Genomic DNA, 14,294 nt, shown 5'->3' on the forward strand with positions numbered 1-14,294 from the left:
AGTCGCATCACCCAAACAAATTGGGTCTACAATTGATATTTAATACCACTACAAAGGATAAACACATGTCTGAATTTATAAAATCAAAAGCGGCGATAGCTTGGGGCCCTAACCAACCTTTAAGCGTTGAAGAAGTTGATGTGATGATGCCTAAAAAAGGCGAAGTAATGGTAAAAATTACCGCTACTGGTGTGTGTCATACCGATGCATTTACGTTATCGGGTGAAGATCCTGAAGGTATATTTCCAGCTATTTTAGGTCACGAAGGCGCAGGCGTTGTATACGCAGTTGGCGAAGGCGTAACAAGTGTTGAAGTGGGCGATCATGTTATTCCTTTATACACAGCGGAATGTGGCGTTTGTAAAATGTGTACATCTGGCAAAACTAACTTGTGTTCAGCAGTACGTGAAACCCAAGGTAAAGGCCTTATGCCAGACGGCACAACACGCTTTTTTAAAGACGGCCAGCCAATTTACCACTATATGGGTTGCTCAACGTTTTCTGAGTACACAGTACTTCCAGAAATTTCATTAGCCAAAGTAAACAAAGAAGCGTCGCTTGAAGAAATTTGTTTATTAGGGTGTGGTGTAACAACGGGTATGGGTGCTGTAACAAATACTGCAGACGTAAAACCTGGCGACACAGTCGCAATTTTTGGCCTGGGTGGTATTGGTTTATCAGCAATTATTGGTGCAAAAATGGCAGGTGCAGGTCGTATTATTGGTGTTGATATTAACACCAGCAAATTTGACCTTGCAACGAAACTTGGCGCAACAGATTTAATAAACCCTAAAGATTTCGACAAACCAATTCAAGAAGTAATTGTTGAAATGACTGACGGTGGTGTTGACTACTCGTTTGAATGTATTGGCAATGTTGATGTAATGCGCTCTGCCCTTGAGTGTTGTCATAAAGGTTGGGGTGAATCTGTAATTATAGGTGTAGCCGGTGCTGGCCAAGAAATTTCTACACGCCCTTTCCAACTGGTTACTGGTCGTGTATGGCGTGGTAGCGCATTTGGTGGCGTTAAAGGTCGCTCGCAACTTCCTGAAATAGTTGAGCGCTACATGGCGGGTGAATTTGCGTTAAACGACTTTATTACTCATACAATGAGCCTTGAGGAAATTAACGACGCATTTGATTTAATGCACGAAGGTAAAAGTATTCGTACCGTAATTCATTACTAATAAGCACTTAGTAAACGACTTAATAAAAAGCCGTAAAACCAAAAGGTTTGCGGCTTTAAGGATTATTATGTTAGAGAATATCTCAAGTACAAAAGTAGCCGGTGGTTGGCATAAGCAGTATACCCACGCTGCAACAAGTACCCATTGCACTATGCGTTTTGCAGTATTTTTACCACCCGATGCAAGTGAAAAAAACAAAGTCCCTGTGCTTTATTGGCTATCGGGCTTAACCTGCACCGACGAAAATTTTATGCAAAAAGCAGGCGCGTTTAAAAAAGCCGCCGAGCTGGGTTTTGCAATAGTGGCACCCGATACGAGTCCGCGTGGCGATAATGTACCCAATGATGATAACTACGACTTTGGGCAAGGTGCAGGCTTTTATGTTAATGCAACGCAAGCGCCTTACAACACACATTTCAATATGTACGACTACGTGGTTAGTGAGCTACCTGCGCTTATTGAACAGCATTTCCCAGTAACCAGCACAAAAGCCATTAGTGGTCATTCTATGGGTGGGCACGGTGCTTTAATGCTTGCACTTAAAAATCCACAAGCCTATGTAAGTGCCTCTGCGTTTAGCCCAATCGTTAACCCAATAAATTGCCCTTGGGGGATAAAAGCATTTACTGGTTATTTAGGTGACAATAAATCACTTTGGGCGCAATACGATACCTGCGAACTTATGAAACTAGCAAAGCAAGCGGATTACCTACCTATGCTGGTATCGCAGGGTGATGCCGATGGTTTTTTAGAAGAGCAACTCAAACCACAAAACCTAGTGGCAGTTGCTCACGATAAGGGTTACCCGTTAACGCTTGAAATGCAAGAAGGCTACGACCATAGTTACTTTTTCATCAGTAGCTTTATTGACCAACACTTATTATTTCATAGTCAGTTTTTAACAGCGTAGCCTCGTTAGTGTGTAGTTCTGGATTCTCTAGTTCTACGCACTCTTTTAAACTTTTACCTACCTTTCTACAAACTTTGCGCTGTTGATTATTCTCCACACTGACAAAGTCGACTAATGCAGAATCAATTTTTAAACCTAATTTTGTAAAAGAAAACCCTTCTCTATCTTTTGCAATGGATTTAAAGGGATCTTTGTAAGGATCTGAACGAGCAGTGCTATTCATATTTTGATTTACTTTTTCGTTATTTTGAGCATGCCCATCTATTAAAACTCCTGCCACCGTGCAACCACTTAAAAACACACTTATTAAAATAGTTACTAATAATTTCATAATCCCCTCCTCTAAAATATTTATAAATACTAAACGATTATAAAATTAAGACTGTAAAAAGTTGTAAAACCAATTTAAATACACCTATAAACACATGAAGTAAAAGTGATAAACCAATGTGTACATTTTACTAAATATGCTCTCAACTAACCTGGTGTAAAAAGCAACGCATTGATTTTTAATGTTTTTACATTTGGCGCGGCACTTGCTTTTGTAACTTAAATTTATTTAATTGAGAATAGCAATGGAATTTGATTTACAGTGGAACGAAATCTTAGATAACTTAATTCACTTAGGCATTGCCTACGCTCTCGCATTGCCAATGGCATACGACAGAGAGCGCAGTAAAGATGGGGCTGGGCTAAGAACATTTCCGTTAGTCGCGGTTGCATCGTGCGGGTACGCACTTATAGCTATGTCGGTGTTAGACTCATCTGAAGCACAATCTAAAATGCTCCAAGGAATTATTACCGGGATCGGATTTATTGGTGGTGGCGCAATTTTGAAGAATAACCAGTCAACATCAGGTACTGCAACCGCAGCGAGCATATGGAACATGGGTTTAATTGGTATTGCTGTGGCAAATAACCGATATGAAGTAGCCATTTTGCTGGCTATAATTAACTTTATAACGCTCAGGTATGTAAAAAAATTAAAGTAATATAGCTTAAGCATAAAAAACCCCAATTATTGGGGTTTTTATTAAGACTATGTTGTTAGCTATTTACAAAAAAGCATAACCACTTTGTTTTAAAGTGACCGTTTGTGCTTGCGCACTTTTAATTAATAATCCACAGCGTAAATCGTCTTTAGAAATAGTAATTTTATCAATAGCGCTTGTGTTGTAATTTACCACTTTATTTTCACAGCGCAGTTGAACCTTGCTAAGTGGCATTGCTGATTCAAGCACCACCTCACTTTTAGACAATAAAGGCATAACAGCTTGATCTGTCTCAATAGCTATTTGTTGGTTTATATCGCCTGAGTTTTTATAAATATCATTAACTTGAGCTAGCAGCTGCTGCTTGTTTTCATCTGTAAAAACAAAGGCTTCAATATTTCCAAGGGCATCAATTGCATCATAAGCGCGCACGTAATCCTGTTTAGAAATAAACCATTGCAAAGCATTTTTAACCACTCGCACTTTTATCTGATCTGGTAAATTATCTCTGAACAAAAATGCATTGTTAATATGTTTATCAAAGCCAATCCAATCTTTCGTAAAATAGCTATGCTGACTTTGTAGCCATGAAAGTAATACTATTTCAACAGTATTTTTGGCATGGTCGCGTTCTAGCTCTATTATTTTACTTTGCGCTTCGTCTAGTTTTTTTTCATTAATTAAATTACTTGCCGCTTCATAATCATTAAAAAAGCCATGCGTTGCTTTGTCATTAGTGTATCCCAAGTGTAAATTTTGAGACGTTACAGTAATAAGCTTTGCACTTGGCACTGATTTACCATCAACCTGAGCACTCTTGTAATTTAGTTTTGACACATACTCTACAACTTCTCTTTTGTATTTGTCTTGCCCGATAGATGCAACAATTTCAATATCACTAACCTGACCACTTTCATTCACAACATAACTACTTAAATTTAAGCCTTCAAAGCGTGACACACGAGAAGATGTATTTGTTTGTTGATTGTAGTTGTCTTTAACAACTTCAGCTGGAACAAAATCTGCCATTACTGGCACACAAGTTAATGCAGGTATTATAGAAAGAGCTATAGAGAGTTTTTTCATTTGATTATCCATCCTAGAACGCAAAGTAACTATTATAGAAACAAACATTATAAAAAGATGCAAGCTTATATTAATAACTAACCAAAATTTAATTATAGACTAATAAACTCATAAATATAAAAAAGGCGCTTAATAAAGCGCCTTGGGTTTCAAGTATGTGTGCTTAAAACATATCTTGATAGGAGTGGGTTGTACTAAACGAAATTGCTTTATCAAAACCAGGAAGCTCTATCCCGTCTTCGCCAATTACAATATCGTTATCGTCAATGGCGCCATCGCCAAAACGGTATACTAATTCGTACTTGCCAAGATCTGCTTGTGCTCTATAGGTATTTTGCGCAGCAACAACAGATGTATTTTTATCTGCATAATGACTCATAACCTCATCACCATGGCGCTTAGCAAGCATTTGTAGTGTTACTTTTGCGCTAAGTACAGTCGCTGTGGCGTTATTACCGCCAAAGCCTTTTGAGTTTATAAAGGCTATGTCCATATCGCCGCAATCGTAATGACTGTTTCGTATATCTAAGTGATCGGCATAAACATCGTCGGCAACTTTATCTATGGTAGTAATACCCGGCATAATATTATGGCTAAATACACCCAACGCAATCGCTAATTGATCGCCACTGGCAGGTGCAATTGTATGCCCTACATAAGCTTTTGGCGCCGTTACTTTCCAGTTATCAATAGCAAAGGTTTGCGCTACTTTGTGATAAATAAGTGACTCAGTTACTCTGTTTTGCGGCGTACTTGAACCGTGCGCTAAAATAAAGCTGCGGTTTTGTAGCGCGTCTTTACCTAATAAGCTTGTTGCCAATGCCACAGATTTAGCCATGGTAATATAATTACCTGGGCCCGGTGAGGTGATTGATTTTTTAATACCATCGGCATTAACAAATACATCAGGTACTGAGCCCATAATGTCTGCACCAAGCTCTAGTGCTAATGCATCATCCATTAAAATAGTCACTTGTGCGCCTTCACCTAATGTAAAACCACAGTTTTCGCCAAATGGGCGGCTGCTTGTACGGTAATCGGGCTCTTGTTCACTACTTAAGTTATCTAAACGGCGCAGGCCTTCAACATTTGCAAGGGCGCTCATATTACCAAACCCTTCGACTACTTCAGGCGTTATAGCGCATTCAACACTTGCCACAACCGCAACACGGGTACGCCCTGCTTGAATATCGTTTACTGCAGCGCGTAAGTTATATAAAAAAGTGGCACATGCCCCTGAGGTAGAAAACGTAGTGCCTACATTACCGGTAACGTACGCGTTTATAAAGTCAGTCGACATCGTGTTTAAACCCAGTGCTAATTGCTTAGTACTAACACGATCGCCCTGCTGACGCGCTTTAACTAAACCACCTAATCCTTTATCGTCCATTTGACCAATAACAGAGGCTGAATAGGTACCAATTTTATCTGGCTCTACGCTATTCATTATGCGTTGCCAGTCAAGGCCTGTTGATTTAATCGCGTCGTTTGCAGCAAATATAGTGGCTTGCAAACCGCGAGGCTGATAACGGCTGTTATACATAATTGATGGATCAAACCCAGTAGGAAACTGCCCCGCCGATTTAATTGGGTTATCACGGGTAGAATCAAGCTTTACGTCTAGCTCTGCGGCTATGGTTACTTTTACTTTTTTACCGTCAAGCTCTTGCACATTCCAGCTTGCAGGCACAGGGGTTGGTAAATCGCGTGCGCGAGTTTCAAATACAATATCGTTTTCGTCAGATGTCTTTAAGGTCATTTTTTGCTGCCAAGGCGTGGCATCTGCATCAAAATGTTCTTTTTCAATTTTACGAATAAGTGTGCCAGCAATAATTTGCTCACCAAAGCGTGCTTCTATGTCGCTTTGCTCAACATTATTACCATTTGAATCTTGAAGGTTACCATCAACAACGCTTACCAAGTTCATTAATGTGGCGAGGCCTAAAAATGTTTCACTACGATCTTGTGCGTTTAATGCATCTAATACGATACGGCGGTAACCTTGATGAAAAGAAGTTCGGCCTGCGGCGTTTATACCGCCCATGCCTACTATTACGGGTAATGCTGTCATTATTAACCTTTAATGCGTGTTATTGGAGAAGCAAACAGTTTAATTGGATTAATAACAACTCTTTATGCTTTAATAGCCAAATATTCTGCATAAAAGGCCAAAAAGTACTGGTCGGAGCATTGAAATGAATAAAAAATCGCTTAACCCCGCGCTAAACATTGCAATCACTGTGTACCCACACCTACTTATTACCAGTTTAACGCTCCCCATTGAAATGCTGAGAGCGGGCGAAGCCTATGCAAAAGGCCACTTAAACCCAGCTGACTTTAGACCACTTAGTATAAATTTAATTGCTAAAAATAATGAGCCAATACAAACCCGTACAGGCCTTGCTATAGTTCCCGACTTCACGACTACCAACGCACCATATAACGATTTAATTATAGTCCCCGGCATTTGGCGAAACCCTCGCCCTGTCGTTCGTACTAATAAAGAGATAGTTGAGTGGCTACAAGAAAGCTTTGAAACTGGCAGCCATATAATTGGTGTGGGCACTGGTAACTGCTTAATTGCAGAGGCAGGGTTACTTGATGGGCACCCTGCAACAACCCACTGGCATTATGCAAAACAATTTAGCCACGACTACCCATTAGTAAGCCTAAAACCCGACTTTTTTATAACCCAATCTGAGCGCATGTATACGGTGGCAAGCTTAAATGCCCTTGCCGATGTGATTGTACATATTATAAGCCAATATTACGGCAAAGCCGCTGCACAGCACGTAGAACGTAACTTTTCGCACGAAGTACGTAAACCGTACGAAGATCAGCGCTACCTTGAAGGCGCGGTTGACCGTCACCCAGATGAACTCATAGCGCAAATTCAGTTTTGGCTTAAAACTAATTTAGCAAGCGAGTTAAACCTGCAAGAAGTAGCTACACAATTTAGTTTAAGCTACCGTACCTTCACACGGCGTTTTAAGCTTGCCACTAATCAAAGCCCTATAGAATATTGGCAGCAATTACGGGTTGAAGGTGCTAAAGAATTATTAGCGTCGTCTAATTTAACTATTCAAGAAGTGGCGCTTGAGGTTGGCTATAACGACCAAGGTCATTTAACTCGCGTGTTTAAAAAAGTGCTAAGCCAAACGCCAAGCGAGTACAGAAAAGTAGTAAGAAGAAAGTTATTTGGCTAAAAAATAAGCTTTTTTAATTACCTAATATTGAATTATTTATACTACAAACAGCACAATTTCTTCCGTTATTTTTTGCTATGTATAAATAACCGTCAGCTGCTTTAAGTATTTTAGATAAATCAACAGACGAATCAGTAACCAGTTCTTCCAAACCAATACTTATTGTAATTTTTAAACAGTTTTTTTCATAAGTAAACTCATGACTTTCAACCGTTTTAATTAAACACTTTGCTAAGTCATAAGCAGCTTTCTGATCAGCATTTATAACAACAACAAATTCCTCACCGCCCATTCTAAATACATTATCTTCTTTAAATTGTTCTACAAATAAGTCAGTTAGTTGCGTTAAAACAGCATCACCTGCGTCGTGCCCATATTTATCGTTCACTTTTTTAAAAAAATCAATATCAATAAGTGCTACGCATACAGGCTCATCAATAACTGTTTGTTTACTAAAACGGCTTTGTAATGCACGTCTATTAAACGCTTTTGTTAATGGGTCTCTTAGTGCCAAATTTAAAATTGTTTCTTGGTTAGAATACCTCATCGCTTCATAAATGTGCGAAACCGTCCATATAGTCATATACGCAAGGCCAAGGTTAAGAATTAAGTGCAAACTATTAGCACCACCTAAACTGAGGAAAGAAGATAAAGGAATCATCGACGCGAACAGTAAGCAAAAACTACTTATAAGCCCGTGTTTTTTACCAAATAACAAATACGCTAAAATGGGAAATGTACAAATCCAATGCGTTATACCCTCATCTGTTTTTAAAATATAAACAGCTAAAAATACAACAAAAAAATAAGCATAGGCTACCGCCCATCTATGCCAAACCTTTGAAGCAGATACACACGTTTTGTAATACGTGTAAAAACAAAACACAGCGAGTAAAACCTCTATCGCTCCTAATATGTAAACCTTTGAAATAATAATATTTACATAAGCTACAACAAGCGCAACTAACGCTATTATTAAACTCATTCCTTGAAGAACTTTTATTCTTACCTCTTGTGTTTTATCGAATGAATGACGGTTCATAAAATCCTTTTATATTGCTAACTATATGTTCATAAATATATTTATTAATATTAGATTAGATACAAGTAAATTAACAGCACGCATATGATTAGACTTTAATCGAAAAGTTATCCGCTGAATAATAGGCTAGTTATAATTCTAAAAACATGATGTTCGCTTAAGTCATTCTAAAACAAAACGCCACTAAATTAGTGGCGTTCTATGTCGTTAAAGTCTTTTCGATAGTAACGTTTTTGATAATTTTTTACTTTAGCGTGTACACCTTTACTTAAGCTTTTAAACTTAGCCTCAAGTACATCAACACCGTATAAAATACCGACCACCAGCACAGAAAGTTTAATAGCAGCAGCTAGATTATCAGTGGCTATCATTACGCCAATTGAGGCAAGTACCCAAATGGTTGCAGCTGAGGTAACCCCTACAACGGCTCCGTCTTTTGCAAGCATGACCCCAGCGCCTAAAAAGCCAATACCTGTAATTATTTGCCCCACTACACGAGAATGATCAATCACATCCCCTTGTAAGTTAAACGCGGTCGATAAAAATAAATACGTGCCCAGCGTTATTAAAGCTGAGGTACGAATACCCACTGGTTTGCCGCGTAACTGGCGCTCTATACCAATTATGGCACCGCAAAAAGCGGCGGTGCCAATGGCTGCCCATGAATAAGGGGCTACATCAATTAAATCTAAAAAAGTCACTCTTTACATTAAACCTATTAATTATTTGCAATGGCCACTGCGGTTCTTAGCCGTTGGCCACCAAATGCTGACATTTTACTAAAATCACTGCGCGCTATAGGCACGTACTGGCAATCTATTGCGAGTTGTTTGTCGCTTCCTGGCTCACAAAATGGGTCGTGAACATACACGCAGTGCTCATCAAGGTGGGTAACGCACACCCAATGCGGTGATTTTTTACCATCAAAACTGTATGTACTAATCAATAACAGTACGCTAAAGCCTTGGCTTAACCACTGTTCAATATGCTCAAGCTCTACGTCTTTGTGCATCAGCGGTATATTTGCCTGTGCAATGCCATCAACAAATTGTTCATGAACAGTAGCTAGTACCACTTTTTTGTTCTCATTGCGTACGCCATCTAAAAACAAAGGCTCTGTGGTATTTACCATAACCTCGCTTTTAAAGCCGCGTTTATTAGCCGCAAGTGCTAAACCAAACGGATGGCAACCACCATGCCCTGAGGTCATAAAAATGGTGGTACCTTCACGCCAAAGTGCCAGCTCGTGTGATTGGCTAAGCTCCGTTGTTGGCTTAAGTGCCCCCATTGCCATTAATAACGCCGCAGGCCCGCAGGTAAACTCGGTAGTTTGCTGATACCATGGGGTTAATCGCGCTACTTTTAGCTCATTCGTTTGGCGAATATTTTTTTGCATTCGCAATGCATCACTGTGATCGTCATAATAATCGCTATATTGACCAAATACTCTGTAGCCCAAACTTTTATAAAGCCCAATCGCACTGTCGTTATTTACGGCCACTTCTAATCGTAAGTAAATACGCCCACGCTCACAGGTTTGTTTTTCAAGCGCAGCTAATAGCATTTTGGCAATGCCTTTACCTTGCATTGTGGGTTTTACAGCTAGCGAATATAAACGCGCTAAACGTGTACCTTTATGGCACCACACAAGCCCATAGCCGCATACTTGCTCGCCATTTTCTGCAATTAGTAAAATACCGTGCTTAGCACTTAACCAGCGCTTTAAACTACGCGGGCTCAATTTGTCGTTATTAAAGCAGGCATTTTCAATGTCAATCAGTGCGTTTAAATCACTGTTAAGTGCCTTTCGAATAACAAGGTTACTCATGTTATTATCCACGGCCTCGCGCTTCTAAACGTTGTTTAAATTCGTCCATAATGAGCATGTATAGCTCGTCGCCTAAATAGCCGTCTTCTACCTTGTGATCAATACTTGGATTGTCATTTACTTCAAGCACGTATGCTTTGCCTTGATGCTCTTTAACATCTACGCCATATAATCCTTTACCCACTGTTTTACATGCTTTTAAAGCGGCATCTAATACGGCTTTTGGTAACTCAAAGGTAGGTAGCGTCTCAAAGTCACCCGAGAAAAACCGCTTAGCGTCATGGTTATAAATTTGCCAATGGTTGCGTGCCATTAAGTAGCGACACGCATAAATAGCACGGCCATTTAACACACCCACTCGCCAATCGTATTCTGTGTACATGTATTCTTGTGCAAGTACCAATGCGCTATATTCAAACAGCTCAGTTAATTTAGCTTCAAGCTCACCTCGGTTTGCAACTTTAAACACCCCTTTTGAGAAAGACCCTTCAGGCATTTTTAACACAAGCGGATAGGTAAACGCCTCTTCTAATTGCTCAAGCGTTTGCGCTGATTGATCAGCCACTACAACCGTTTTTAAACTGGGCACTTTTTGGTAATTAAACGCATCGTGTAAATACACTTTATTACAACAACGTAAAATAGATTCGGCGTCATCAATAACCACTAAACCAAGGCTTTGCGCTTTGCTTGCAAGGCGATACGTTGGGTGGTCAATCGCTGTAGTTTGACGAATAAATAACGCATCAAACTGGGCAATATTGTCTATTTCGTCAAAGCTCAATGCTTGTGCATTAATACCATGTTTAGCCGCTGCTTTTATAAAACGGGCAATGGCGTCTTTATCACTCGGTGGTACTTTTTCGTTATGATCAACAAGTATTGCCATATCCCATCTAAAACGGCGCTGCACATTGCCAATGCGCCATTGAGTTTGGGTAAACATATTTAATTTAGCTACAAAATTGCTATATTGCTCCTCGTTTAAAGAGCTAAGCGAACCTTGCTGTAACAAACCTTGCTCATCTACATATAAAATAGGCGCTGGGTATTGTTTAAATACCGATTTAGCCGCTTTACTTTGTAATTCGTTTAAGGCATTACCAAAATATACTGCGCCATCAATTTGACCCACATTTAACATAGGTGCGTGGCCGCCTCGAAGCGCGTTTATTGTTTTTACACTTGGTAATACTTGGTGTTTGCGGGCCTCTGCAAGCAATGAGCAATAGTAACCCTTACTCAAGTATTGGCTTGAGTCGCATAAATTAATAATGCGGGTTTTAGGTTCATTATGTTTTGGGTAATCACGCAAGTAACTATTAAACGTAATTACATTTTCGAAAGATTGAGCAAGTGTTTGCTCGTTGTTATCAACCACTATTAAGGTTTTAAACACGACTTTTCCTAGTTATACCAATCGGTAGTAAGCCAAATATAAATGCGTGCGATCTTTAAATTATCGCACTATAAATAGAAACACCCATCGTACTAAGTGTGCATTGCGCGTATCACTTAATCCGATGGGTGCTTTAACAAATACCTACTGTAAGTGTTAGCGCCTAAATTGCTTAGGCGACATCTGCTTTATATGCCCTTTTTAAAAACCACACAAACGAGATATTTTTAGCGTAAAGATAAAAAATATTGATTAACTATATTTTTCAATTAATGCAGATTAAAATACGCAAAATTACTATTTTATGAGCGTTAAAAATGTCACATCCTGCCTGCCCACAGTGCCAATCTGAATATGTCTACGAAGACCAGCAACTGCTTATTTGCCCTGAGTGCGCCTATGAATGGAACCCAAATAGTACAAAGGATGAAAACGCAATTTTAGTTAAAGATGCCAACGGCACCCTACTTACTGATGGCGATAAAGTAACCGTAGCCAAAGATTTAAAAATAAAAGGCAGCTCACAAGTTATTAAAATTGGCACCAAAGCGGTCGTAAGGCGAGTGCTTGATAAAAAAGATCACGAGCTAGATTGTAAAGTAGATGGTATTGGCGAAATGATGGTAACAGCGAAGTTTGTGAAAAAGGCTAACTAGTTTGAGTAGGTCTGATAAATGGCGAAGCCATCCTGCATGTCTCGCCAAAACGATCGAAATAATTGATTTTATTCAGTTATTGGTGAGCATTCGTTAACAACCGCTAAACCCAGGTCTATATGAGCAACAATATAGCCATATTCCTTCTTTGACAGTTTGCCGGTTTTATACAGCTTTTTTACCGACTTATGGTTCCATGATTCACCACATTTTGACTCTGGAATTTGAAGCTCTAGGGTAAGTAGGTATTCCTTTTCTTTATCTATGGAATACCCTTTTTTCACAGAGCTTTTCGCGCAGAGACTAAGTGCATATTCAACCGCGAACTTATCCACGCTTGGTATACCAACAAACTCCACATAACACCCTAAAACACGTTCGCCAGAAGCCTTCGTGTAATAAAGCTTTCCTGTTGTGCAAGCTGATAATAAAAAGATCATCGCAGATATTGATAAAAACCTATGAATCAAAGTACTTCCTTGTTTCTGAGCAGCCTCAAATTCAGGCTTTCTGTTTTCAACTCCCAACACTAATTTTTTATAATTTTCTGGATGTGCATCTTTATCTATATTATTAAGGGAATCCATTAATTCATTGAATGAATACTTCGAGTAATCCATATGTCTCCAAAAAAGCTAACACCCTAATCACCCGAGCCGTTGTTTAGCGTCGGCTGCATTTGCTTGTTAGCTTGAATATACTCTAGTCCCAATTCTTTTTTGCATATATCTACGCTCTCAAACTTTTCATCAGAATAAAATAGTGCACCAATTATCTTATTATTTGTTGGATTTAAAGACACATTTAACGAATCAACTCCCTTCGTTTCATTGCGATTAATTTTTAAAGTCAAAGAGGTTTCGTTTTCTGTGCGTTGCATTTTCGCGTGTGTAATAGAAGAAACTTGGTAAAAAGCAGGATACAGAATTAAGGAAGAACTGAACGCGTTAATTAAGGCTTGTTTATCATTCCACTCCGGAATTGATTTCTGATACCTTTCCATTGCGGTTAAGTAATCATGATATTCATCTATTCGATCAGCAGAGTGATAACTTTTAGATAGGTTCTTAACGTCATAAATATAATTATTGATTTGAATAAGCTCATCACTTGAGCATACGTTAGCGAAACTCCCTGCTGTAAAAGTCGAACCTAGTAGCAAAACTAAATGACTAAGTTTCATATTTGAAAACATACGCTTCCCTTCAAGCTAAAAGGCAAAATTAAATAAGCTAAAATCGAGCGAAGCGACGAGCTTATTTAATTTTGTCCTAATTTGGCGCCTTATTAGACATTTTTAAACAACTGCTAACTAGCCGCTCTCGATTTGTTAATGTAAATCTATCTAAATGAAAAAAGTATTTCCCTTCATCTCCGGAGGTGATGACTAATTGATTATCAGTTAAATCTACATTCTTAAACTTCATGATTGAAGAGGTTATTAGCCCTAACCTATGGCACTTCATGCTTTTGTCTTGGTAATTAAAACTTACCTGCAAAGAACTGGAAAATTTATAAACTATATATAAGAAACAAAAAACAAGCCAACTATCAAAAGGATTAACGTCAGCCCAAAATTCAGAACCAAGAAGTATGGCGAATAATAAATCTATAAATAGAGCTATTGCGAGCCAAATAGCTACATATTTTATTAAAAGCTTAGCTTTGAATTTCTCAGAATAGTTAATTTGCTTACAATAGCCAGTTTCAACATCTTGAACCTTATAAAGAGTAAATATTGCAGCAAGAAATATTACAACTTGCACAACAATAAACCCAATAGCCGAACTATCCATTAAAATCGTACTATTGTTACGACCTACTAAGAAAATTCCACCAACATAGTCAGCAAAAAGAACGTAGAATAAAATATAAGTTCCAGTTTTTAACATCATTACTCAATTGAATGCATTGTATGGATAATAAACCCATAAATTAATTAATACTTTAACCTAGTTCGGGTAATGTGAGGCCCAAGCTTTGGCTGC

General features: G+C 38.8%; 15 protein-coding genes. 5 read left to right on the plus strand and 10 right to left on the minus strand.

Features of this window, described 5'->3' with window-relative positions; translation table 11 throughout:
* The first annotated feature begins 65 nt into the window (after positions 1-65).
* Both KZZ04_RS15250 and fghA read left to right on the plus strand, forming a co-directional pair.
* Positions 66-1,187, plus strand: a complete 1,122-nt coding sequence (locus KZZ04_RS15250; protein WP_219423093.1) for an S-(hydroxymethyl)glutathione dehydrogenase/class III alcohol dehydrogenase — start codon at positions 66-68, stop codon at positions 1,185-1,187.
* Positions 1,188-1,254: 67 nt separating this feature from the next.
* Entirely contained in the window at positions 1,255-2,097 is an 843-nt protein-coding gene (fghA, locus tag KZZ04_RS15255; RefSeq protein ID WP_219423094.1) for an S-formylglutathione hydrolase, read from the plus strand.
* Here fghA and KZZ04_RS15260 read toward each other — a convergent pair.
* Positions 2,051-2,428, minus strand: a complete 378-nt coding sequence (locus tag KZZ04_RS15260; protein WP_219423095.1) for a hypothetical protein — start codon at positions 2,426-2,428, stop codon at positions 2,051-2,053. The genes fghA and KZZ04_RS15260 overlap by 47 nt on opposite strands.
* A gap of 244 nt (positions 2,429-2,672) precedes the next feature.
* Between KZZ04_RS15260 and KZZ04_RS15265 the strand changes: the two genes are divergently transcribed.
* Positions 2,673-3,089 carry an MgtC/SapB family protein gene (locus KZZ04_RS15265; RefSeq protein ID WP_006794759.1) on the plus strand — a complete coding sequence of 139 codons (417 nt, stop codon included), beginning with the start codon at positions 2,673-2,675 and terminating at the stop codon, positions 3,087-3,089.
* A 63-nt stretch (positions 3,090-3,152) separates the two neighbouring features.
* Here KZZ04_RS15265 and KZZ04_RS15270 read toward each other — a convergent pair whose 3' ends face one another.
* Both KZZ04_RS15270 and KZZ04_RS15275 read right to left on the minus strand, forming a co-directional pair.
* Positions 3,153-4,175, minus strand: a complete 1,023-nt coding sequence (locus tag KZZ04_RS15270; RefSeq protein ID WP_219423096.1) for an energy transducer TonB — start codon at positions 4,173-4,175, stop codon at positions 3,153-3,155.
* A gap of 163 nt (positions 4,176-4,338) precedes the next feature.
* Positions 4,339-6,246: a beta-ketoacyl synthase gene (locus KZZ04_RS15275; RefSeq protein ID WP_219423097.1), complete on the minus strand. Its 1,908-nt coding sequence runs from the start codon at positions 6,244-6,246 to the stop codon at positions 4,339-4,341.
* 124 nt (positions 6,247-6,370) lie between these two features.
* Between KZZ04_RS15275 and KZZ04_RS15280 the strand changes: the two genes are divergently transcribed.
* Positions 6,371-7,381: a GlxA family transcriptional regulator gene (locus KZZ04_RS15280; protein WP_219423098.1), complete on the plus strand. Its 1,011-nt coding sequence runs from the start codon at positions 6,371-6,373 to the stop codon at positions 7,379-7,381.
* A 13-nt stretch (positions 7,382-7,394) separates the two neighbouring features.
* On the opposite strand, the gene KZZ04_RS15285 is transcribed toward KZZ04_RS15280, so the two are convergent.
* The 4 genes from KZZ04_RS15285 to KZZ04_RS15300 form a co-directional block, all read right to left on the minus strand.
* Entirely contained in the window at positions 7,395-8,423 is a 1,029-nt protein-coding gene (locus KZZ04_RS15285) for a GGDEF domain-containing protein (protein WP_219423099.1), read from the minus strand.
* A 188-nt stretch (positions 8,424-8,611) separates the two neighbouring features.
* Positions 8,612-9,124, minus strand: a complete 513-nt coding sequence (locus KZZ04_RS15290) for an MgtC/SapB family protein (RefSeq protein WP_219423100.1) — start codon at positions 9,122-9,124, stop codon at positions 8,612-8,614.
* 17 nt (positions 9,125-9,141) lie between these two features.
* Positions 9,142-10,251: a ribosomal protein S18-alanine N-acetyltransferase gene (gene rimI, locus KZZ04_RS15295; protein ID WP_219423101.1), complete on the minus strand. Its 1,110-nt coding sequence runs from the start codon at positions 10,249-10,251 to the stop codon at positions 9,142-9,144.
* A 4-nt stretch (positions 10,252-10,255) separates the two neighbouring features.
* Positions 10,256-11,650, minus strand: coding sequence for a RimK family protein (locus KZZ04_RS15300; protein ID WP_219423102.1), 1,395 nt, complete (start codon positions 11,648-11,650; stop codon positions 10,256-10,258).
* 317 nt (positions 11,651-11,967) lie between these two features.
* Here KZZ04_RS15300 and KZZ04_RS15305 point away from each other — a divergent pair, with 317 nt between their 5' ends.
* Complete coding sequence (locus tag KZZ04_RS15305; RefSeq protein WP_219423103.1) at positions 11,968-12,306, plus strand: zinc ribbon domain-containing protein YjdM; 339 nt, start codon at positions 11,968-11,970, stop codon at positions 12,304-12,306.
* A gap of 68 nt (positions 12,307-12,374) precedes the next feature.
* On the opposite strand, the gene KZZ04_RS15310 is transcribed toward KZZ04_RS15305, so the two are convergent.
* The 3 genes from KZZ04_RS15310 to KZZ04_RS15320 form a co-directional block, all read right to left on the minus strand.
* A complete protein-coding gene (locus KZZ04_RS15310; protein WP_257903641.1) occupies positions 12,375-12,926 on the minus strand; it encodes a hypothetical protein in 552 nt (183 codons plus the stop codon).
* Between the two features lie 23 nt (positions 12,927-12,949).
* Positions 12,950-13,501: a hypothetical protein gene (locus tag KZZ04_RS15315; protein WP_219423104.1), complete on the minus strand. Its 552-nt coding sequence runs from the start codon at positions 13,499-13,501 to the stop codon at positions 12,950-12,952.
* Positions 13,502-13,577: 76 nt separating this feature from the next.
* Entirely contained in the window at positions 13,578-14,198 is a 621-nt protein-coding gene (locus KZZ04_RS15320) for a hypothetical protein (protein ID WP_257903642.1), read from the minus strand.
* Positions 14,199-14,294: the final 96 nt, after the last annotated feature.

It is taken from the genome of Pseudoalteromonas sp. CR1 (assembly GCF_019392235.1).
Taxonomy (GTDB): domain Bacteria; phylum Pseudomonadota; class Gammaproteobacteria; order Enterobacterales; family Alteromonadaceae; genus Pseudoalteromonas.

What these genes read in the sequence shown, in the direction of transcription:
- rimI (WP_219423101.1), bottom strand. Translation starts at nt 10,251, where the DNA reads ATGAGTAACCTTGTTATTCGAAAGGCACTTAACAGTGATTTAAACGCA.
- KZZ04_RS15310 (WP_257903641.1), bottom strand. Translation starts at nt 12,926, where the DNA reads ATGGATTACTCGAAGTATTCATTCAATGAATTAATGGATTCCCTTAAT.
- KZZ04_RS15315 (WP_219423104.1), bottom strand. Translation starts at nt 13,501, where the DNA reads ATGTTTTCAAATATGAAACTTAGTCATTTAGTTTTGCTACTAGGTTCG.
- KZZ04_RS15270 (WP_219423096.1), bottom strand. Translation starts at nt 4,175, where the DNA reads ATGAAAAAACTCTCTATAGCTCTTTCTATAATACCTGCATTAACTTGT.
- KZZ04_RS15320 (WP_257903642.1), bottom strand. Translation starts at nt 14,198, where the DNA reads ATGTTAAAAACTGGAACTTATATTTTATTCTACGTTCTTTTTGCTGAC.
- fghA (WP_219423094.1), top strand. Translation starts at nt 1,255, where the DNA reads ATGTTAGAGAATATCTCAAGTACAAAAGTAGCCGGTGGTTGGCATAAG.
- KZZ04_RS15250 (WP_219423093.1), top strand. Translation starts at nt 66, where the DNA reads ATGTCTGAATTTATAAAATCAAAAGCGGCGATAGCTTGGGGCCCTAAC.
- KZZ04_RS15305 (WP_219423103.1), top strand. Translation starts at nt 11,968, where the DNA reads ATGTCACATCCTGCCTGCCCACAGTGCCAATCTGAATATGTCTACGAA.
- KZZ04_RS15280 (WP_219423098.1), top strand. Translation starts at nt 6,371, where the DNA reads ATGAATAAAAAATCGCTTAACCCCGCGCTAAACATTGCAATCACTGTG.
- KZZ04_RS15260 (WP_219423095.1), bottom strand. Translation starts at nt 2,428, where the DNA reads ATGAAATTATTAGTAACTATTTTAATAAGTGTGTTTTTAAGTGGTTGC.
- KZZ04_RS15285 (WP_219423099.1), bottom strand. Translation starts at nt 8,423, where the DNA reads ATGAACCGTCATTCATTCGATAAAACACAAGAGGTAAGAATAAAAGTT.
- KZZ04_RS15265 (WP_006794759.1), top strand. Translation starts at nt 2,673, where the DNA reads ATGGAATTTGATTTACAGTGGAACGAAATCTTAGATAACTTAATTCAC.
- KZZ04_RS15275 (WP_219423097.1), bottom strand. Translation starts at nt 6,246, where the DNA reads ATGACAGCATTACCCGTAATAGTAGGCATGGGCGGTATAAACGCCGCA.